Origin of the sequence: Paraburkholderia sp. J12 (assembly GCF_905220215.1) — a bacterium.
In the GTDB taxonomy this organism is placed as follows: Bacteria; Pseudomonadota; Gammaproteobacteria; order Burkholderiales; family Burkholderiaceae; genus Paraburkholderia.
Map to the genome: position 1 here is coordinate 42,344 of NZ_CAJMZC010000021.1, position 18,797 is coordinate 61,140.

Annotated in this window: 19 protein-coding genes and 1 pseudogene; 6 read left to right on the forward strand and 14 right to left on the reverse strand. The window is 63.0% G+C overall.

All coding sequences use genetic code 11. The annotated features are described in order from the left end of the window. Window position 1: 1 nt before the first annotated feature. A complete protein-coding gene (locus U5760_RS29130) occupies window positions 2-589 on the forward strand; it encodes a DUF1415 domain-containing protein (protein WP_322015782.1) in 588 nt (195 codons plus the stop codon). Here U5760_RS29130 and U5760_RS29135 read toward each other — a convergent pair. Then, a complete protein-coding gene (locus U5760_RS29135; RefSeq protein WP_322015783.1) occupies window positions 586-1,464 on the reverse strand; it encodes an SAM-dependent methyltransferase in 879 nt (292 codons plus the stop codon). The two genes, U5760_RS29130 and U5760_RS29135, sit on opposite strands and share 4 nt — an antisense overlap. A 371-nt stretch (window positions 1,465-1,835) precedes the next feature. Between U5760_RS29135 and U5760_RS29140 the strand changes: the two genes are divergently transcribed. Further along, on the forward strand, window positions 1,836-2,156 hold the full coding sequence (locus U5760_RS29140) for a hypothetical protein (RefSeq protein ID WP_028228068.1): 321 nt from the start codon (window positions 1,836-1,838) through the stop codon (window positions 2,154-2,156). Window positions 2,157-2,221: 65 nt separating this feature from the next. Here U5760_RS29140 and U5760_RS29145 read toward each other — a convergent pair whose 3' ends face one another. After that, window positions 2,222-3,361 (reverse strand): class I SAM-dependent methyltransferase, encoded by a 1,140-nt coding sequence (locus tag U5760_RS29145; RefSeq protein ID WP_322015784.1) that lies wholly within the window; start codon window positions 3,359-3,361, stop codon window positions 2,222-2,224. Window positions 3,362-3,619: 258 nt separating this feature from the next. On the opposite strand from U5760_RS29145, the gene U5760_RS29150 reads away from it, so the two are divergent. Beyond that, window positions 3,620-6,367, forward strand: coding sequence for an Eco57I restriction-modification methylase domain-containing protein (locus tag U5760_RS29150; RefSeq protein ID WP_322015785.1), 2,748 nt, complete (start codon window positions 3,620-3,622; stop codon window positions 6,365-6,367). Here the strand turns inward: U5760_RS29150 and U5760_RS29155 are convergent. From U5760_RS29155 to U5760_RS29165, 3 genes are all read right to left on the reverse strand, one after another. Then, the gene (locus U5760_RS29155; RefSeq protein ID WP_322015786.1) at window positions 6,364-6,633 is read right to left on the reverse strand and encodes a hypothetical protein; all 270 of its coding nucleotides are present in this window, start codon (window positions 6,631-6,633) and stop codon (window positions 6,364-6,366) included. The genes U5760_RS29150 and U5760_RS29155 overlap by 4 nt on opposite strands. Window positions 6,634-6,648: 15 nt before the next feature. Then, window positions 6,649-7,326, reverse strand: coding sequence for an MgtC/SapB family protein (locus U5760_RS29160; RefSeq protein ID WP_322015811.1), 678 nt, complete (start codon window positions 7,324-7,326; stop codon window positions 6,649-6,651). An 83-nt stretch (window positions 7,327-7,409) separates the two neighbouring features. Then, window positions 7,410-7,784 carry an NUDIX hydrolase gene (locus U5760_RS29165; RefSeq protein ID WP_322015787.1) on the reverse strand — a complete coding sequence of 125 codons (375 nt, stop codon included), beginning with the start codon at window positions 7,782-7,784 and terminating at the stop codon, window positions 7,410-7,412. 111 nt (window positions 7,785-7,895) lie between these two features. Here U5760_RS29165 and U5760_RS29170 point away from each other — a divergent pair, with 111 nt between their 5' ends. From U5760_RS29170 to U5760_RS29180, 3 genes and pseudogenes are all read left to right on the forward strand, one after another. Next, a complete protein-coding gene (locus U5760_RS29170) occupies window positions 7,896-8,246 on the forward strand; it encodes a hypothetical protein (protein ID WP_322015788.1) in 351 nt (116 codons plus the stop codon). A 193-nt stretch (window positions 8,247-8,439) separates the two neighbouring features. Next, window positions 8,440-8,571: pseudogene (locus tag U5760_RS29175) on the forward strand (integrase); the annotation flags it as partial. 11 nt (window positions 8,572-8,582) lie between these two features. Beyond that, window positions 8,583-9,692 carry a hypothetical protein gene (locus U5760_RS29180; protein WP_322015789.1) on the forward strand — a complete coding sequence of 370 codons (1,110 nt, stop codon included), beginning with the start codon at window positions 8,583-8,585 and terminating at the stop codon, window positions 9,690-9,692. A 530-nt stretch (window positions 9,693-10,222) separates the two neighbouring features. Here U5760_RS29180 and U5760_RS29185 read toward each other — a convergent pair. The 9 genes from U5760_RS29185 to U5760_RS29225 form a co-directional block, all read right to left on the reverse strand. Further along, window positions 10,223-10,912 carry a GntR family transcriptional regulator gene (locus U5760_RS29185; RefSeq protein WP_322015790.1) on the reverse strand — a complete coding sequence of 230 codons (690 nt, stop codon included), beginning with the start codon at window positions 10,910-10,912 and terminating at the stop codon, window positions 10,223-10,225. Window positions 10,913-11,029: 117 nt separating this feature from the next. Then, the gene (gene hpxZ, locus U5760_RS29190) at window positions 11,030-11,482 is read right to left on the reverse strand and encodes an oxalurate catabolism protein HpxZ (RefSeq protein ID WP_322015791.1); all 453 of its coding nucleotides are present in this window, start codon (window positions 11,480-11,482) and stop codon (window positions 11,030-11,032) included. 22 nt (window positions 11,483-11,504) lie between these two features. Then, a complete protein-coding gene (locus tag U5760_RS29195) occupies window positions 11,505-12,170 on the reverse strand; it encodes a cysteine hydrolase (RefSeq protein WP_322015792.1) in 666 nt (221 codons plus the stop codon). Between the two features lie 6 nt (window positions 12,171-12,176). After that, the gene (locus U5760_RS29200) at window positions 12,177-13,175 is read right to left on the reverse strand and encodes a formamidase (RefSeq protein WP_322015793.1); all 999 of its coding nucleotides are present in this window, start codon (window positions 13,173-13,175) and stop codon (window positions 12,177-12,179) included. A 3-nt stretch (window positions 13,176-13,178) separates the two neighbouring features. Then, complete coding sequence (locus U5760_RS29205; protein ID WP_322015794.1) at window positions 13,179-14,825, reverse strand: ABC transporter ATP-binding protein; 1,647 nt, start codon at window positions 14,823-14,825, stop codon at window positions 13,179-13,181. A gap of 2 nt (window positions 14,826-14,827) precedes the next feature. Then, a complete protein-coding gene (locus U5760_RS29210; protein ID WP_322015795.1) occupies window positions 14,828-15,520 on the reverse strand; it encodes an isochorismatase family cysteine hydrolase in 693 nt (230 codons plus the stop codon). A 56-nt stretch (window positions 15,521-15,576) separates the two neighbouring features. Continuing rightward, window positions 15,577-16,503: an ABC transporter permease gene (locus tag U5760_RS29215; RefSeq protein WP_322015796.1), complete on the reverse strand. Its 927-nt coding sequence runs from the start codon at window positions 16,501-16,503 to the stop codon at window positions 15,577-15,579. Beyond that, window positions 16,496-17,626, reverse strand: a complete 1,131-nt coding sequence (locus U5760_RS29220) for an ABC transporter permease (RefSeq protein WP_322015797.1) — start codon at window positions 17,624-17,626, stop codon at window positions 16,496-16,498. Before U5760_RS29220 ends, U5760_RS29215 begins: the two co-directional genes overlap by 8 nt. 67 nt (window positions 17,627-17,693) lie before the next feature. Then, on the reverse strand, window positions 17,694-18,791 hold the full coding sequence (locus tag U5760_RS29225; protein ID WP_322015798.1) for a BMP family ABC transporter substrate-binding protein: 1,098 nt from the start codon (window positions 18,789-18,791) through the stop codon (window positions 17,694-17,696). Window positions 18,792-18,797 lie beyond the last annotated feature (6 nt).

Sequence of the window (18,797 nt, forward strand, 5' to 3'; positions counted from 1 at the left end):
GATGACCGATACCGCCGCAGCCCACGCCGACATTCTCGCCGCCACGCGCCACTGGCTCACCCGTGCGGTGATCGGCCTGAACCTGTGCCCGTTCGCGAAGAGCGTGCACGTGAAGCAGCAGATCCGCTACGTGGTGAGCGAGGCGACCGGTCTGGAAGGCGTTCTCGTCGATCTCGAAACGGAACTGAAGGCGCTGGACGCCGCCGATCCCGAGCAACTCGACACGACCCTGCTGATCCTGCCCCGCGCACTCGTCGACTTCCTGGATTTCAACGACGCGCTCTACTTCGCCGACCGGCTCCTCCAGCAGCTAAGGCTAGAAGGCACGCTGCAGATCGCGAGCTTTCATCCGCAGTACCAGTTCGAAGGCACCGAGCCCGACGACATCGAGAATTACACGAACCACGCCCCTTATCCGATCCTGCATTTGCTGCGCGAGGCGAGCATCGAGCGCGCCGTCGAGGCATTCCCGGACGCTGCCGATATCTACGAACGCAATCAGGCGACGCTGCGCCGGCTCGGCCTGCAGGGCTGGCAGGACTGGATGGCCGGCGGCGACGGCAGCGCCACCGACCGCAGCGGCAATTAGGCCGCCGGCTCTTCGACAACCGGTGCGGGCGCCGGGCCGTTGCCGGCGTCGTCGATGAAGAACCGCTCGTTGAGCTCGGCGAGGCCGAGGGTCTCGAGAATTTCCGTGAGCCGCTCCGCGGGTCGGCGCCGCGGCAGATCCTTGTATTGGGCGACGATGAGTTCGTTCTTCATCGAGTGCTCCCACCCCACCAGCTCCGTCACGCTCACCTGGTAGCCGTGCGCCTCCAGTTGCAGGCAGCGCAGCACGTTCGTGATCTGGCTGCCGAACTCGCGCGTGTGCAGCGGATGGCGCCAGATCTCCGTGAGCGCCTGGCCAAGCGACTTGCCCTTGTTGCGCCGCAGTACGCCCGCCACCTCGGCCTGACAGCACGGTACCACCACGATATGGCGCGCGCGCTTCTTGAGCGCGAACCGTAGCGCGTCGTCGGTGGCCGTATCGCAGGCGTGCAGCGCCGTCACCATATCGACAGTGGGCGGCAGCGCGTCGGAGGCGATCGAGTCCGCCACGGACAGATTCAGAAACGACATTCCTTCGAAACCCAGCCGTTTCGCCAGATCGCGCGAGCGCTGCACGAGTTCGTCGCGCGTCTCGATGCCGAAAATGCGCGAGTGATCGTGAAGCTCCTTGAAAAACAGGTCGTAAAGGATAAAACCAAGGTAGGACTTGCCGGCGCCATGATCGACGAGCGTGATGTCGCGGCCATCCTGCTTGAGGTCCTTGAGAAGGGGCTCGATGAACTGGAACAGGTGATAGACCTGCTTGAGCTTGCGGCGGCTATCCTGATTCATCTTGCCGTCCCGCGTCAGAATGTGGAGCTCCTTGAGGAGCTCGACGGACTGGTTCGGACGGATTTCGTAAGTCTTGCTGGACATCGTGCGGGCGAAAGAGAGACGTCTTTTGTCGCGAAACGTGCGACAGGCGACGGAAGGAACAAGATTTACCTGCCATTTTACGGAAAAAGCATGACGTGGCCGTCGGCAAACAGAAGTCGCAGGCGGCCCGCAGCGTCCGGAACGCTGACCCCACGTCCGGACGGCAGGGAGGGGTTGATTAAAAGAGACACGGCGGACATCCGTCCCCGATGTCCACAAAGGACCACTGGGAGCGTGACCCACCGGCAATGCACCGGCGGGCACGTATGGGAGGTCGCTCCGGCATGGCCGGCGGCGACAGAACAGGCACGTGGCAGTCCATCGTTGCCCAGGAAGCGCACGATGCTGCACGTCCTTGCACGAGGCTTGCAATGAATACGAAACCAGACGGAAATGCTGAGCAGAAATTTCAGGAATTGCTCACGAAGCTGCTCGATGTTCCTTCGTGGACGGAGAAGCAGCAGCTGGAACTCGAAATGGCGCGCGACATATCGGTTGAGATGTTGCGTATTGCCGAGGAAATGCGCGATGGCGCAAGCGACCTCGAAACCTGCCTGATCCTGCTGAAATACGCAAAGGTTCTCGACTTCGTGATGTCGTCCCTCGCCGCCCGCCGGGACATCAAACCGCAGACATTACGCGTGATTTTCAAGCTCGCGGGACTGAAAGTCGACGAAGCCTACCCTGGCTGAGCGTCGACCGGCCCTACCGCACCACCCCACCGAAGCGCCGGCCCTGTGCCCGCGCTTCGGCGATCTCACTTCTCCTGAACCTTCGCCTTCAGTCGCCAGAGCGACGTGACTTCCTTTGCGCGCGCCTCGTGAAGCGGATCGCTGCGGTCCGCCGCCTTCGGGTGACGTGCGCGAATATCCTCGCGCCCCGCCACCTCCAGTCCCGCATTCGCAACCCTCTCCATGAATGCGGCCCGTGTGCGCAGACCGAGATGCTCCGCAAAGTCGGAGAGAATCAGCCAGCCCTCGCCGCCCGGCTCCAGATGGTCCTTCAAGCCGTCGAGGAAACCGCGCAGCATGCGGCTATCCGGATCGAATACGGCATATTCGATGGGCGAAGCAGGCCGCGCCGGCACCCAGGGGGGATTGCAGACGACGAGCGGCGCACGCCCCGGCGGAAAGAGATCGGCTTCGATCACTTCGACTTGATCGGCATAACCCAGCCGCGCGAGGTTCTCGCGCGCGCAAGCGAGTGCGCGTGGATCCTGATCGGTGGCCACGATCCGCCCCACGCCACGCGCCGCCAGCACGGCGGACAGCACACCGGTACCCGTGCCGATGTCGAACGCCTTGTCCACGGAAGGCAGCGGCGTGCGCGCGACGAGGTCGACATACTCCCCGCGCACCGGAGAAAAGACGCCGTAGTACGGATGAATGCGCTCGCCGCCGAGCGCCGGTATCTCGACGCCCTTCTTGCGCCACTCGTGCGCGCCGATCAGACCAAGCAACTCGCGCAGCGAAACCGCCGAGGCCTCCCCCGTGGCCGGCCCCCACGCCTCTTCGCAGGCAAGCTGCGCGTCGGGTGCGCGTCGCAGGGCAATCGTGTAGTCGCCTTCGAGCGGGATCAGCACCATGCCGAGCGTTCGCGCGCGCTGCGACTGCGCCTGGCGGTGCAGGTTGAAGGCCTCCAGCGGCGAAGCAGCGGCTTTGGGCGGCTTGCGGTCGACGCGGCGCGCCATCGCCTGCAGCAACTGGCGGGCGTTCTGGTAGTCGCCGCGCCACAGCAGCGCGGTGCCTTCGCAGGCGAGCCGGTAAGCCGCGTCGGCCGTCGTGCGGTCGTCGGCGAGCACTACGCGCTTCGGCGGCGCGACGCCCGCTTCCGAACGCCAGCGGACGGTGCGCGGGCCATCCGTATCGGGCCAGCTGAGGGTGGGAATGTCGGTCATAGGATTCACAGGCAAAACGGCTCGGCCGCGGCGGCGCCATCATATAGCAGAGCACTGCGGCATGTTGCGGGACTCGAAGCTTGTCACGATGATCGCCCACCCGCGGGCGTCCGTCGACTCGTCCGAACGTCATAGGGCGCGCAGCGCTCGCGACACGCTTAAAATGAGCGGCGATCGACGCCCCACGCGCACCGGCAGGCAACGCGAGGCAGACGCCGCCCCAACAAAATCATGCCCGAGACCAACAAGACGAGACGGATGCGCGCTCGCCACGCAACGCTCGACCAACGCTTCTACGCGGAACTGCTGCATATCGCGGGTTTGTGCGAAACCGCGACGGGCGGCAAGCCGGCCATCGCCCGGCGCGCTGCCCACGCCAGGGCGCCCGGATCGCTGGTCGAAAACGCACTGGCCTGCATCGAGGCGCGCGACGGGAAAACCGCCCAGGAAAATCAGCAGCGGGAACGATTCGAGACAGTGCTGCGCCTGTGTATCGCGTGGCTCAGCCGCCTCGTGTTTCTCAAGCTGCTCGAAACGCGGCTGCTCGCGCTGCACGATGACGATCCGGCTTACGCATTCCTGCGCTCCAGCCACATTCGCTCCTTTGGCGAACTCGATGCGTTGTGCCGCGAAGTGCTCATGAATGAGGCCCCGGCATCGCGCGCGTCGTTCCCGCTGATTCCGCGCTTCGACGGCTCGGTTTTTATCGCGAAGGATCTGGAAAACGCAGGCGTCCCGCTCGGCGCGCTGGCGAATTCGCCGCCATTGCCGGTATTCGCGCAAACCGCGCTAATTGAAGCAAGGGAAGCGCTGAATCCCGTGCGTTATCTGCTCGATTTTCTCGAGGCCTATGACTTTTCCCCGCACGTGAAACGGCCCGGCCATGCGGGAAAACCGAAGGTCGATACTGCAACGCTCGGCTTGATCTTCGAGAAGTTCAATGGCTATAGAGAGGGCGCATGGTTCACGCCAGACGGCGTCGCAACGTACCTGGCCGGCACTGCGATCGAGTCGGCTGCGATCCGCCGGTTCAATGGACTCAAGGGCTGGCACTGCAAATCCATCGATCAGTTATGCCAGGCAATCAGGGATCGCGACGAAGCCCGCGAGATCGTGGACACACTACGCGTCTGCGACCCGGCGGCAGGCTCCGGGCATCTGCTCGTTTCGGCGCTCAACGCCCGCGTGGCGCTCAAGTCCCGGCTCGGCCTGCTGACCGACGCCGCAGGCAACCCGCTTGCCGGCTATGACTTCGAGATCGAGTCGGACCGGCTCGTGGTGAAACGGGAAAACGGCACATCGCTCGACAGCGCGTTGGCAGAGGAGGAACGGCAAAGCCTCGATGCAGTGCTGTTCAGGGAAAAGCGCGCCATCGTCGAAAACGGCTTGTTCGGCGTAGACATCAATCCCGATGCGGTGCGGATGACGCGACTGCAACTCTGGATCGAACTGCTCGAACATGCCGGGTACGACGCGAACGGACAGTTCGCCATCCTGCCCAATCTCGACATCAATATCCAGCAAGGCAACGCTGCCATTCAGCGGTTCGGCTTCCAGTCACCCTTGCACGGCACGGAGCGAGGACGCGTAGCGCTAACCGCCCGTTATCGTGCGGCGGTCTCGCAATATCGGGCCTCGGCGGGCACGAACCGCGCGCAACGCGCTGCTGCCGCCGACCGGCTGACACACGCTCGCGCGGCGCTGGCAGCGAACCTGCCAACGGACGCGCCGCACGAATCGAGCGCCACGTCATCTGTCTACGCCGACGCCAACGCCTTCGAATGGCGCATCGCCTTTCCCGATGTTCTCGACGACGCAGGCGCGTTCCGCGGTTTCGACGCGATAGTCGCGAACCCGCCCTACATCGACTCCGAACGCATGGCGAACGAAGGCATGCTGCCCGTGCGCGAGCATCTTGCGCGGCGCTGGCCGGCCGCGAAGGGCAACTGGGACCTGTACGTCGTCTTCATGGAGCTCGGCCTGGCGCTTCTCACTCCCACGGGCGCGATGGCGTGCCTCACGCCGGACAAGTGGCTCTCCAAGCCCTTCGGCGATGCATTCCGGGCGCGCTATCTCGACAAGATCGAGCACATCGCCGCGCTGGGCCGTGGTGTGTTCGACCGTGCGCGGGTCGACTCGATCGTGACGCTCTATGCGAACGAAGGCATCGGGTTCGTTTCGACGGCGCGTTGCGAGGGAGACATGCTGGTCCCGCTCGCCCAGGCGCGCAAGTCCGGTCTGGCCGCGCCGTGGAGGCTCGACGCGCTGCTCTCTCCCCACTATGCGTTCGTGCAAAAGATGGAGCGCTCGCACGCGACGCTCGGTTCGTTGCTGTGCTGCGAAAACGCGTGCGCGACCTCGGACGCGTACCGGCTCGGGCCGCTCGTCGAGGAAGCGAATGGGCGCTTCGATCCCCGGCGCCAGTTCCGCGTGGTCAATACGGGCACCTTGGGGCGATTCATATCCCGCTGGAACGAGAGGCCGATGACCTATCTCGGCAAGCGGTATCAGGCGCCCGTCGTAGATCGCGTGCGTTTCGCCGCGGAGTTCGCGAATGCGTACGGCGGCAAGGCCCAGGCAAGGAAGGTGATCGTGAAGGGACTGACGCGGCTCGACGCTGCACTCGATCTCGCCGGCGACACGATCCCGGGCAAAACGACGCTGATCCTGCGCGCTGCCGACGATAGCCTGCTGAAGTTCGCAGCGGCGGTGCTGAATTGCCCGCTGTCGGCGTTTTATCTGCGGGCGCGTTATCCATCGGCCAGCTATAACGGCGGCATTGCGTTCACCAAAGCGATGATCGATTCGGTGCCGGTGCCGCAAGCGCCTGAAGTGAGAAGTGCGGTGGTCGGTCTGGTGGATGACCTGCTGACGCATAGCCGCGCCGGGTGTGCGGCCGAAGCCGCGGCAGCCGCGCGCGAAATCGACGCATTGCTGTACAGGGCGTTTGGATTATCCACGCGAGAAGTCGCGCAAATCGCAGGCGACGATTGCTCGCAAAGCTAGGGTCGATCGCGAGAAAAGAGATCGTCTACGATCTTGCGGGCCGCGCTATGCCCACCCATGAGTGCATCCGCCTCCGTCGCGAATGGCCGACCACCCGCTTCGCCGAATCGCAGAGGCGAAAAGATCGCGATGGCGTTACCTTCCTTGAATATCCGGACAATGGCGACAAAACCATGCCGCAATGGCGTGCGCCTGTCCGCCTGGATTTTAGTGTCGGTCTCAACGGAAATCTCAAACATGAAACCGTTGTATTCGTAACTCCTCATCGTGTCTCGTCCCGCTCATCCATCGCGCCGACACGCGCGCACACCGGACATTTTCTCAAGCCGCGAGCAGATCGCTGCAAAGTCGTTTGCAGTCACCCGAGACAGGGCGATCTGTATGTCGTCCAGATCCGGATCGTCTTCCGACTGTTGAACAATGAGCTGCTTGACCCGACTGCTCCCCGTACCGAGGGTGCGATGAAGGGTATCCAGAGTAACGCTTCCACGCTCGGCCAGCACTTGAATGCTTCGTTGCTGACGTACCGCAATGAACCGCCGCTCAAGTGGTTTCACCCCGGCAAGGATGAGCAGGATGATGGCAGTCGCGCCGATGGCGGCGGTATACATGCCCCCACCGACTGCGAGGCCGACACCCGCAACGGACCACAAGCTGGCAGCCGTGGTCAACCCCTTTACAACTTCGCCCCGGAGCAGAATCGACCCGGCACCGAGGAAACCAATCCCCGATACCACCTGTGCGGCAACCCGCGACGGATCGAGCACAACATTCTTCTCTCCCAGCACGTCGGCAAAGCCGAATGCCGACACGAGCATCATCAGGCAAGCGCCAGTGCTCACGAGCATATGCGTGCGCAAGCCCGCGGCCCAGTTCAGGCGTTCACGCTCAAAGCCAATCACGCTGCCCAGCAGCGCCGCCAAAAGCAGCCGCGACAGAATCTCAATGTTACCTATCAAAATATCGGTCCCAATAGCCAAAGGGGTGCAAAGTCCCGAGGCGCGTCGCAACCAATGCGTATGCGCCGGGCTCTGCATGTGGGCTAGATTGTGACATTTTCGTGACTAAAAATGAGACTAACAATTTCGCGCGTCGGCACACTGGTGACGAGTCTGGCCACTTTCCTGGGCTGAAACCATCTGCATCGGAGAATTTCGTTGTTCGGCTCCGGCCTCGCATCGTCAGACAGGACCGCATAGAAGACGTGATGGCGCTTGTTTAGCCCGCCAAACAGGAACAGGTAGCCTAGCTCGTGCCCCGCGAGCGTGGTTTCTTCGCTGAGTTCGCGCCTCGCGGCGTCCTCCGGCGACTCGTCACGCCGAATCGTGCCGCCGGGCAACGACCACCGGGACCGCCCCCGTTCGACGAGAAGGATTCTGTCGTCTCGCCAGCACACGACGGTTGCTCTTTCTTTCATATTTTGGCTCAAACTATGCTTTCAGCAGGGCTCGAAACGGACATTCAGGCTGGTGGGGCGTTCTCCAGCGCCCACGGCCGAGGCAATACATTCTGACGGGGAGAAAATGAGATGAAAACCCGCTCGTCGTTCGAAATCCTGCTACCACTCGGAATCTTCGTGGCTGCCTGCGCGATTTCGCTCCCGACCTGTATCGTGGCCGTCGTCTGGATGACAATCGGCGTCTGTTCGCTGGGCTACCGCAACCTGAACGACTTTCCGACGGATGGCGTCTCCCCGATGTGGCGGCGAGGACGCTGGCGCGCCTGCCTGCTCTTTTATCACCTCGCGTGGTGGCCTTGGTACATGCGGACTGAACTGCGCGATACGATCACGCGCACCCGGCATCGGCTCGCTTCGCAGCGTACGTTGCGCGGGCGGAGCGCAGCGCGTCGGCAAGAAAGGAACGTGAAAAAGCGCTGACGATTTATGTTGAGCGACGCTCCACGAGCGTTATGCGCTCCAGTCTGCAAATGATTGAGGTAATACCAGCGCGGTCAGCCAGGTGAGCCAAAGCAGATACTGGTTGCGTTACGCCAGTTGTCGCCCTCAGGCCGGGCAGCGGCCGCCCGACGCGGCGCACACTCAATCCCCCCTTGCTTGAGATGAGATTGTCATGGAATCCGGGAATGCCGTCGTAAGCCGCCGTGTGCCGTGGAACAAGGGCAAACTCACCGGGCAAAAGCCGCCATTAAAGCTGGGGAAAATCTGGGCAATCCGGACGAGACTTCAGATTGCGGCGTCGGTCGGAGTGCGGCCATGAAGCGACGCTCGCTCGATGGTGACGTATGGCTGAAACTCAACCCGTTTCGGTCATTCGGCCCATTTCATGTCGCCTATGAGATTATCTCGAACACTTTCGACAACGAATGCTCATTCAAGCGCATGGAAAACTCGCTCGCAGTCTCACCCTATGCCTTGGCGGTCTACTTCTACGGCGGAATCCAGTATTGCTTCGAAAGCGCGCCTAAGGATATGCCGTCTATGGATGAAGTCAACCGCAAGCTGGCGCAAATCGTATGGCAGGAAACAGGTCCCTCAAATGTACCCATATCGGCTCGCCGCGATGGTTTCCTGATCTTTGATTTCGACAAGTCTCCAAATCTCGCACAAGTGCCAAGTACGACGTTTGACGAGAAGATTATGCGAGAGCGGCAGGAACTAGCCCATCAGCATTTTCAATACATGAACGCATTCTTGATGGCGCTACATTCGGGTCTCGCCGAGACGATGCAAACCGGAACACCCGTACAGTCGCCGCTGAATCCAACTAGCTACTACAAGGCTTTTGAGCAACAAGGACACTGGCTTATCACGGACACCTCGATCCGCCAAGTGGAAGGATCAAACTTTTTGGCGCAGGATATAAAGCTAGCCGCCCTAGATCATGCGTTGCATGTGATGGCACGCTGCGGCGAAGTGTTTGAGGACGACGGCCTGAAAATCTTGGCACTCTGCCTGACTGCGGGCAATCAGTTGACGCTTCATCAATACGAATCCGCCCATCTTATCGCTTGGTCCGTGATCGAAAAATCACTCAATAAAGTGTGGGCCAGCCTCGTACATGAACTGGATGCAAGAAATGGTGGGCACACAGAGATGAACCGCGATCGCCGAAGGATGCTGCTTGAGGGGCACGATTACACTGCTTCGATCGTGACGCAGATGCTCTCCTTTCATAAGAAAATTGATGACGACATGCTCGCGCGCTTGGACGATGCAAGACGGACGCGTAACAATTTTGCGCACAGCCTCCGTCCGGTGAAGTGGGAAGACGCGGCTCGCGCGATCAACACTGCAAATGAACTTATCAGCAAGGTCGTCGGCACGAAGGTCCATTGTCAGGCTGCGTTGCAGTGGCGCGGCTGAACTAATGGATGTCGTTTTCTCGACAGCTACTTATGCTAGTGACTGCAGCGCTGCATGCGCATGTCTCATATCAGAGAGTCAACTGACCGGTGCCCAGGCTAACTGAGTGACTCAAACGGGTCGATATGAGCCTTTCACCGCTACTGCTCATGAAATATCTATCGAGCGCCTGATAACGCGATCGCACAACCGCAAACGAAAAATACGCTTCCCCTCCCCGCTCACGCTATGAGTGTGTAGCGTCGGCGCACTCCCCCGCTCTGACTCCTCGCCGTCCAAGGCGAGTCAGAATGCCTCTGATCATAAAGAAAATATCTAGCCAGCCGAAAAATAGAGCCTCAATAGACATAGCACGGCCTAACCGGAAACGGCACAAAAATTAAAGGCATCCGCGCGTCCGCGCTCTGGCATCGCGCGGTTGATTTTAGTTCTGCAAAATAAATCCCCCGTTGCTGATGCTTGCACTGCGCGAAAAAAAGTCAGACAGAGAAAGCACCGCCAGGAGTGCCAACTGCCTATCCAGACGCGGCTCAACTCACGAAAGGCAACTTTATGTGTCGGGCCTGCGCCAGCATCGAGACGGTAATCTTGCGCACCTCCAGCTTACTCTGTGTGACATGCGCACGCAGCAGAATCCCCGCCTCCGCCGCCTTGCCGCGCTCAATCAGCGTGAGCATGGTCGCGTGCTCGTCATAGGTCGCATCGGTGCGATGCGGTTTCAGAAAATCGAGCCGACGCACGATGCGGATGCGCTCGGTCACTTCGTTATGAACACGCAGCATCTCTGCGTTGCCGGCGGCTTCCACTAGGCCGCGATGGAAATCCTCGTCGAGCCGGAACATCCGCGCGGCGTCGCTTTCGCGGGCCTCGGGCGCGACGCACCAGACCGCCTTGAGCGTGTCGATGGCGGGATGCGGCGGCCGTGCGCTGGCCACGCGCTCGATCGCGGCGAGTTCCAGCACGATGCGCAGATCGTAGAGTTGATCGAGCCGCTCGAAGTCGATATCGCAGACTTTCCAGCCGCGCCGGAAACCCACCTCCAGATAGCCCTCGCGCAGCAAACGAAACAGCGCATCGCGCATCGGCGTGCGCGAAACGCCATAATGCTGCGCGATATCGGTTTCCGAAAAGCGATCGCCCGGAAACAGCCGGAAATCGAATATATCGTGCTTGAGCCGCTGATAGACCTGCTCAGCCAACGGATTCGCGCCATAGACCACCTTCGCCTCGCCGGCGCTCGTGTCGTCGGGCGCATCCGTCGCATCCCCAGGCTTCGCTTCGGTTTGCCGTTTCGGTTCGATGACCACTCTCCTGCCCGTTCCTCGTCGTTTTGGGGCTTACGCGCGCGCTTCGCCGTCCGCCGGTGCATCCGGCGCCTCGATCAGACTCACATGCGCGGCCACGATGATCCAGCCTCCGAACGGCGCCTCGGCCGAACCGAGGCGCACCCAGGTCTGCATCTGGCGGCCGAGAAGCGGCGTCGCATCACTGGTAAATTCGGTGCTCACCGTCGCGTAGTCGCGGCCGAACGCCGTCACCACCGTGCGATGCCGCCTGCGCGACTTCGGCACCGGCGAGCACGTTTCGCGCCACGCGCGAATGGCTTCGCCGCCGTGCTGGATTTCCGCGATGCCGTAGCGCACCGTCTCGGGCGCGTCCCAGAAAAGGACGTTCATGGCCGCGACATCATTGTCGATCAACGCGCGTTCGTAGGCTTCGAACGCGGCCGTCACTTCGGCCACGATAGCCGGGTCGTTCATCATCGCTTTTTCGCCCGCTTTCCCGTTCATTTTTTCTCACTCATTGGCACGATCACGCTTCGGCCTCCAGCAATTGCGCGAGGCGCGCAGTCCACCCGACGATACCGCCTTGCGAGCGGACCATGGCCAGCGTCGCCTCCTTGAACGCGGGAATGTAGCTCGCGGTTGCGTCCTCGATCAGCAGACACTCGTAACCGCGATCGTTCGCCTCGCGCATCGACGTCTGCACGCAAACCTCCGTCGTCACGCCCGCGAATACCAGATGCGTGATGCCGCGCTGGGCCAGCTCCTCGCCGAGCCGGGTCGCGTAAAACGCGCCTTTTCCCGGCTTGTCGATCACGAGTTCGCCGCCGAGCGGCGCGAGCGCGTCGACAATCGCGTTGCCCGGCTCGCCACGCACGAGAATGCGCCCCATCGGCCCCGCGTCGCCGATCCGTGCGCTCGGCTGCCCGCGCAGCCGCTTGGCGGGCGGACAGTCCGAGAGATCTGCCGCGTGCGATTCGCGCGTATGCACGACGAACCAGCCGTGCTCGCGCGCGTGATCCAGCAGACGCGCGACGTCCGGCACGATGCCGCCGAGTAGTGACACGTCATTGCCGAGCGCCGCGCCGAAGCCGCCCGGCTCGACGAAATCGCGCTGCATATCGATCACCACGAGCGCCGTCTTCGAGGCCTCGAAAGCAAACGGCGAAGGCAGCGCGGAAACGAGTATCGGCATCGCTGATCACCTCTCGTAAGTGCGTTCGGGCGGTTCGAAACCGCAAGGCGTGCCGTCGGTCACGCGCACCTCCCTTTCCCACGGCAGACGATATTCGCCGCGCACCATGTCCTGCATAAAAGTGTACGGGCAATCCTGTGCGCCGCCCTTGACGGCCACATAGCCGCGATGACCGAGCTGATAGATGTTGTTCTCGACACCCCAATGCGCGCGCGCTTCGCGCACTAGATCGGGCCGCATTTCGCAGGTGATAATTTCATCGGGGCGATGACTGCCGTCCACCATGACGGTGCCATCGAAATCGCAGAACATGCCTTCGCCCATCGAATCGAACGTGCCATCACTGCCGCATAGACAGACGCTCGCGGTCTGTGCGAGATTCTGAAACGCATTCGACTGATTGGTAATGCGCCACGCGTGACGGATCGGCGCCGTGTAACCCGCCGTGCGCACGATCACTTCTGCGCCCTTGTACGCGGCTTCGCGCGCCATCTCCGGGAACATACCATCGTGACAGATGATCAGCCCGAGCTTGACGCCGCGCGGCCCTTCGCACACCGGCACGCCGAGATTGCCCGGCTCCCACGGCTCGACCGGCACCCACGGATGCAGCTTGCGATAATAAAGCCGAATCTCGCCGCGATCGTCGATGATCAGGCCGCTGTTATAAGGATTACCGCCCGGATTGCGCTCCATGATCGAAAAGCAGCCCCAGATCCGATGCTCGACGCACGCGGCCTTAAACGCCGCCACTTCCGGGCCGTCGAGCGTGCACATGATCGCGTCGTCGGTGCGCATCGACAGACCGTGCAGCGCGTATTCCGGAAACACCACGAGATCCATCGCCGCATTGTTGCGCCGCGCTTTGCCGACCATATCGACGATACGCTGCGTTTGCGCCGTGAGTTGCCCGGGTGTTTCGACATCGGGATTGCGCAGTTGCACGAGGCCGATCACCACGCCCACAGGCGAACGGTTCAATCCGCCGAGTCCACTCGAACTCATTGCTCAAGCTCCATGAAAGGCGACGGCCGGGGCCGCCGATCCGGTTTGAAGATCGTCGCCGTGGCCGGCCATGTGGCGGCCGAGCACCACGCGGTCCGCGCTCTCCACAGCGGTTTCGAACACGAGCCGCCCTTGCGCGATCACCGCGATGCGGTCGGCCAGCTCCAGCAGTTCGTCAAGATCCTCGCTCACCAGCAGCACGGCTCCGCCCGCGTCGCGCACAGCGAGAATGCGCGCATGGATATCGGCCACCGACGCGAAGTCGAGCCCGAACACCGGATTCGCGACGATCAGCACCTCGACCAGCTGGCCCAGTTCGCGCGCGAGCACCGCGCGCTGCACGTTACCGCCCGAGAGCGTGCCGATGGCGCGTTCCGGCACCGGCGGCCGCACATTGAATTCGGCAATGCGCTGCTTCGCGCGCTCGCGCAGCCCGCGCCGGTTCAGACGCCAGCCGCCCGCGCATAGCGGCGCCTGGTCGAAATCGCGCAGTGCGAGGTTTTCGGCAACGCTCAGGTTCGCCACGCACGCATTGCGCAACGGTTCCTCCGGAAGCGCGAACACAGACAAACGCGTCATCGCTTCGCGCGTCGCGCGATAGGGCTCGCCTTTCACGCGCATCGCGCCCGACTGCGCGCGGCGCTGGCCGACCAGCGCCTCCACCAGCTCTTTCTGGCCATTGCCCGAGACCCCCGCGAGCCCGAGGATTTCTCCCGCGCGGACGGCTAGCGACGCCTCGCGCACTGCTGCGTGGCCGCGGTCATCGAGCACGGTCAGCTTCGAGAGTTCGAGCGATACAGGCGCGTTGGCGGCTAACGGCTTGCGCGCGGGCCGCACGGTATCGATGCCCGTCGTCGCGCGCGCTTCGGCGTTGGCGGCCGCATCGGCGTCGGTGCCCATCATCCACGCCGCCAGCCGGTCGCGGTCGGTATCGCGCACCGCACAGCTGCCGACGAGCCGCCCCTTGCGCAACACCGTGACATCGTCCGCATACGCCATCACCTCACGGAACTTGTGCGTGATCATCAGCACCGTCAACTCGTTGCGCGTCGCGAGATCGCGCATCAAACCGAGCACTTCGTCGGCCTCCTGCGGCGTAAGCACGGACGTTGGCTCATCGAGAATCAGCAGGCGCTGACGCAGATACAACTGCTTGAGAATTTCGAGCTTCTGCTTTTCGCCCGCCGCAAGGCCGGACACCGGGGCGTCGAGCGCAAGCCGGAACGGCATCGCGCGCATGAATTCGTCGAGCGATTTTCGTTCGGCATCCCAATTAATTTTCCATGGCATGCGGCCGCGTGCGAGCACCAGATTCTCTTCAACCGACAAGCCCGCCGCCAGCGTGAAATGCTGATAGACCATGCCGATGCCGAGCGCCTGCGCATCGCGCGGCGAAGCGATGCGCGCCTCGCGCCCGTCGGCAACGATCTGGCCGCTGTCGAGCAGACCATAACCGACGAGCCCTTTCACGAGCGTGCTCTTGCCCGCGCCATTTTCGCCGAGCAACGCGTGCACCGTGCCCGCGCGCACCTTGAGCGTGACGTCGTCGAGCGCGCAAAACGCGCCGAAGCGCTTGCTCGCGCCGAGCACTTCGACGCCGAGCGCGCCGCTTTTCGGCGGCAACGATTTCATGCTGGCGAGCGTCGACATGATCAGCGTCCGAGCGTCGCGAGCAGCGCGCGCGAATCGGAAACGGTACCGAACACGCCGCCTTGCATCAACACCATGTTCAGCGCCGCGTCGTGATTGCCTCGATCGGTCGCGCCGCAGCAGTCGGCGAGGATCGTGCATTCGAAGCCGCGATCGTTCGCCTCGCGCATCGTCGTGTGCACGCACACATCGGTGGTGATGCCGGTCAGCACGAGGTTGGCGATGCCGCGCGTGCGCAGCAAGAATTCGAGATCGGTCGCACAGAACGAGCCCTTGCCCGGCTTGTCGATTACGATCTCGCCCGGCAGCGGCGCGAGTTCGTCGATGATTTCCCAACCCGGTTCGCCGCGCACGAGGATCTTGCCGCACGGCCCCTCGTCGCCGATACCTATGCCGTTCGTGCCCGCCTGGCGGCTGCGCCAGCGCTTGTTCGCTGGCAGATCCGAGAGATCGGGGCGATGGCCCTCGCGCGTGTGGATGATCGTAAAGCCTTGCACGCGCATCGCCGCAAGCACACGCTTGATTGGCTCGATCGGCGCGCGCGTGAGCGACAGGTCGTAGCCCATCTTGTCGACATAGCCGCCGAATCCGCAAAAGTCGGTCTGCATGTCGATGATGACGAGCGCGGTATTATCGGCGCGCAACGCGCCGTCGTAAGGCCACGGATACGGACGGGCTTCGATGAAACGGGTCATGTCGGTCTCCGGTGAGACGAGATAAATCGATGGCGAAATCAGGCGTCAATCAGGCATCAGCGCGTGAGGCTCAATTCCCCGGGTGCGCCCGCAAGCGTGCGGTCCGGACGGCAGTTGACGATCATGATCGCGAGCGTCAGCACGTAAGGCGCGGCGTTGAAGAGGTAATAGCCACTCGTCACGCCGATTGCCTGCAGCGCGGGGCCGAGCGCGCCCGCGGCCCCGAACAGCAGCGCGGCCCACAAACAACGCAGCGGCTGCCAACGCGCGAAGATCACCAGCGCGACGGCCATCAACCCTTGACCGCTGGAGAGGCCTTCGTTCCAGCTGCCCGGATAGACGAGCGACAGATACGCGCCGCCGACGCCGGCGAAAAACCCGCCGACCGCCGTCGCGGCAATGCGCACGCGCGTGACCGGATAGCCCATGGCGCGCGCGCTCTCCGCGTTGTCGCCGACGAGCCGCAGCGTCATGCCCCAGCGCGTCGAGCGCAGCCCCCACTGCAGGGCGAACGCCATCGCCACGCCGATCAGAAACAACGGATTCACGTGCAGCGCGTTATGCAATTGCGGCGACGCGCTCCACGCGCCGAAATCAAACGAGCTCAGCATCGGCGCTTGCGGTTCGATGAAGGGCTTGCCGAGATAGAACGCGAGGCCGGTGCCGAACAGCATCAGCGCAATGCCGAAAGCGATATCTGAGACGCGCGGCAGCGAGCAGATCAAGCCATGCAGGCAGCCGAGCAGCAGGCCCGCGCAACCGGCAACCAGCACGCCGATCCACGGCGAGCCGCTCAGATACGCGCCCGCATAGCCGCTCATCGCGCCCGTGACCAGAATGCCTTCGAGTCCGAGATTCACGCGACCGCCCTTCTCGGTCAGGCATTCACCGAGACTCACAAACAGATACGGTGTGCTCACGCGCAAGGCGCCCGCGATCAGGGAAAGCAGCAGCACGGCAACCGGCGAATGCAGATCAGACATGGCTTTGCTCCAGCGAAGACACCGCTTCGGATGGCGCGGCGTTCTGCAATGTCAAGCGCCACGCGGCAAGCCGCCCGCCGAGCGCCTCCCACGCGAGCAGGTTGGCGAACAGCAGGCCTTGAAGCACGAGCGTGGTCGCGTCGGGCAGATCGAGACGGCGTTGCAGCAGACTGCCGCTCGCCTCGATACCGCCGATCATCAGCGCGCACACGATGATCGCGAGCGGATTCTGGCGCGCGGCGAACGCCACGAGAATGCCGGCGTAACCGTAGCCCGCGAGCAGCGACGCGTTCGCGCTGCCCTGCACCGCCGCGACTTCGAACATACCCGCGAGACCCGACGCCGCACCGCCCAGCACGCACGCAGTCAGCGCGAGCGAATTTACCGGCAGGCCGACGAGACGCGCAGCGCGCGCATTGCCGCCGGTCACGCGCATCGCGAAGCCCTTCGTGCTGTGACGCACGAACACCCACGCCGCCACGCACGCCAGCGCGCCCCAGAACAGGCCCCAATGCACTTCGAGTCCCGGCAGCGAGCCGATCGAAAACGCATCGGGCAGCGGCGGCGTCGACGGCTTGTTCAGGCTCGCCGGATCGCGTAGCGGCCCTTCGACGAGAAACTTGAACACCGCGATCGCGATATATGACATCAGCAACGAACTGATCGTCTCGTTGACGCCGCGCCACTGACGCAACGCCCCGACCGCGCCGATCCACGCGCCGCCAACGATCATGCCGGCCAGCGCCATAACAGGCGTCGCGACGAACCACGGCGTAGCGTGCGGCAGCAGTGACGGCACGACCGCCGCCGCGAGTCCACCGAGCGCGAGCGCGCCCTCGCCGCCGATCACGATCAGGCCAACCTGCGCGGGCAGCGCCACGCACAGTGCGGTGAGCATCAGCGGCGCGGCGCGCAGCAGCGTGCTCTGCCACGCGAACGACGAACCGAACGCACCTTGCGCGATCAGCGCGATCGCGTCGCCCGCCGGTTGGCCCTCGATCAGCAGAAAGAGCGAAAACAGCAGCAGTGTGCCGACGATCGCCGCGAGCGTCGGCAGGGCGGGCAACAATCCGATCAGCGCGCGGGCGCCGGCGGACATCACCGAGGGAGCGGGAGCGCGCATCATCTCTCCTTGCGGGGTTGCGCGATTTCGAACGTCATGGCGGAATCGCGTGGAACTGGGTCATCGTTCAGATCTGCCCGACCACGCCCGCGACGAGGTAATTCATGCTTTCGAGCGTGATGTCGGTTTGCGCGTAGTTCGTGCCCGCTGCGATGGCCGTGCCGCCCTTGTTGTCCTTGAGCGGACCCTTGAAGATCACGAACTGGCCCGCCATCATTTGCGTCTTGATCGCGTCGGCGTTCTTCTTCGCGTCGGGCGTGACCTTCGCGCCATACGGCGACATCTTCACGAAACCTTCCTTGAGACCGCCGCGCAGAATGTTCGGCTGCGGCTTGCCCACCCGCGCATCGGCGACGAGTGTCTGGTACGGCGTCGCCCAATCCCACTCGGCGCCCGTGAGATAGCCCTTCGGCGCCAGTGCGGCCTGGCTCGCGTGATAACCGCAACTCATCGCGCCGCGCTTTTCGGCCGTCTCGATCACGACCTTCGGACCGTCGACGTGACAGGTCAGCACATCGCAACCCTGATCGACAAGACTATTGGTCGCCTCGGCTTCCTTCACCGGCATCGACCAGTCTCCCGTGAAAATCACATGCGTCGTGATCGACGGATCGACCGACTGCGCGCCGAGCGTGAACGCGTTGATGTTACGCAGCACCTGCGGAATCGGCTTGGCGGCGACGAAACCAAGCTTCTTCGTCTTGCTCATATGGCCCGCGACCACGCCGTTCAAATACTGGCATTCGTCGATATAGCCGAAGTAACTTGCGATATTAGGCGGATTGCCCTGTTTCCACAGGCCGCCACAATGCGCGAAACGGATCTTCGGATATTTGGCCGCCATCTTCAGCACATGCGGATCGAAGTAACCGAACGAAGTCGCGAAGATCAGCGTCGCGCCGTCCTGCTCGATCATGGCTTCCATCGACTTCTGAACCGCGACGGTTTCCGGCACATTCTCTTCCTCGACCACCTTCACGTTCGGCAGCTTCTTGATGACCGCCGCCGCTTGTGCCTGCGCCTGGTTGTAGCCGTAATCGCCTTTCGAGCCCACGTAGATCACGCCGACCGTGAGCGTCTCGGCAGCGAACACGCTTTTAAAAGGCAGCAGGCTGCCGAGCGCTAGCGCGCCGGCCTGTTTGATGAAGTCGCGACGTTGCGTCATGATTGG

Coding starts and splice junctions, on each gene's coding strand:
- U5760_RS29130 (WP_322015782.1), top strand. CDS start 2: ATGACCGATACCGCCGCAGCCCACGCCGACATTCTCGCCGCCACGCGC.
- U5760_RS29135 (WP_322015783.1), bottom strand. CDS start 1,464: ATGTCCAGCAAGACTTACGAAATCCGTCCGAACCAGTCCGTCGAGCTC.
- U5760_RS29140 (WP_028228068.1), top strand. CDS start 1,836: ATGAATACGAAACCAGACGGAAATGCTGAGCAGAAATTTCAGGAATTG.
- U5760_RS29145 (WP_322015784.1), bottom strand. CDS start 3,361: ATGACCGACATTCCCACCCTCAGCTGGCCCGATACGGATGGCCCGCGC.
- U5760_RS29150 (WP_322015785.1), top strand. CDS start 3,620: ATGCGCGCTCGCCACGCAACGCTCGACCAACGCTTCTACGCGGAACTG.
- U5760_RS29155 (WP_322015786.1), bottom strand. CDS start 6,633: ATGAGGAGTTACGAATACAACGGTTTCATGTTTGAGATTTCCGTTGAG.
- U5760_RS29165 (WP_322015787.1), bottom strand. CDS start 7,784: ATGAAAGAAAGAGCAACCGTCGTGTGCTGGCGAGACGACAGAATCCTT.
- U5760_RS29170 (WP_322015788.1), top strand. CDS start 7,896: ATGAAAACCCGCTCGTCGTTCGAAATCCTGCTACCACTCGGAATCTTC.
- U5760_RS29180 (WP_322015789.1), top strand. CDS start 8,583: ATGAAGCGACGCTCGCTCGATGGTGACGTATGGCTGAAACTCAACCCG.
- hpxZ (WP_322015791.1), bottom strand. CDS start 11,482: ATGAACGGGAAAGCGGGCGAAAAAGCGATGATGAACGACCCGGCTATC.
- U5760_RS29195 (WP_322015792.1), bottom strand. CDS start 12,170: ATGCCGATACTCGTTTCCGCGCTGCCTTCGCCGTTTGCTTTCGAGGCC.
- U5760_RS29200 (WP_322015793.1), bottom strand. CDS start 13,175: ATGAGTTCGAGTGGACTCGGCGGATTGAACCGTTCGCCTGTGGGCGTG.
- U5760_RS29205 (WP_322015794.1), bottom strand. CDS start 14,825: ATGTCGACGCTCGCCAGCATGAAATCGTTGCCGCCGAAAAGCGGCGCG.
- U5760_RS29210 (WP_322015795.1), bottom strand. CDS start 15,520: ATGACCCGTTTCATCGAAGCCCGTCCGTATCCGTGGCCTTACGACGGC.
- U5760_RS29215 (WP_322015796.1), bottom strand. CDS start 16,503: ATGTCTGATCTGCATTCGCCGGTTGCCGTGCTGCTGCTTTCCCTGATC.
- U5760_RS29220 (WP_322015797.1), bottom strand. CDS start 17,626: ATGCGCGCTCCCGCTCCCTCGGTGATGTCCGCCGGCGCCCGCGCGCTG.
- U5760_RS29225 (WP_322015798.1), bottom strand. CDS start 18,791: ATGACGCAACGTCGCGACTTCATCAAACAGGCCGGCGCGCTAGCGCTC.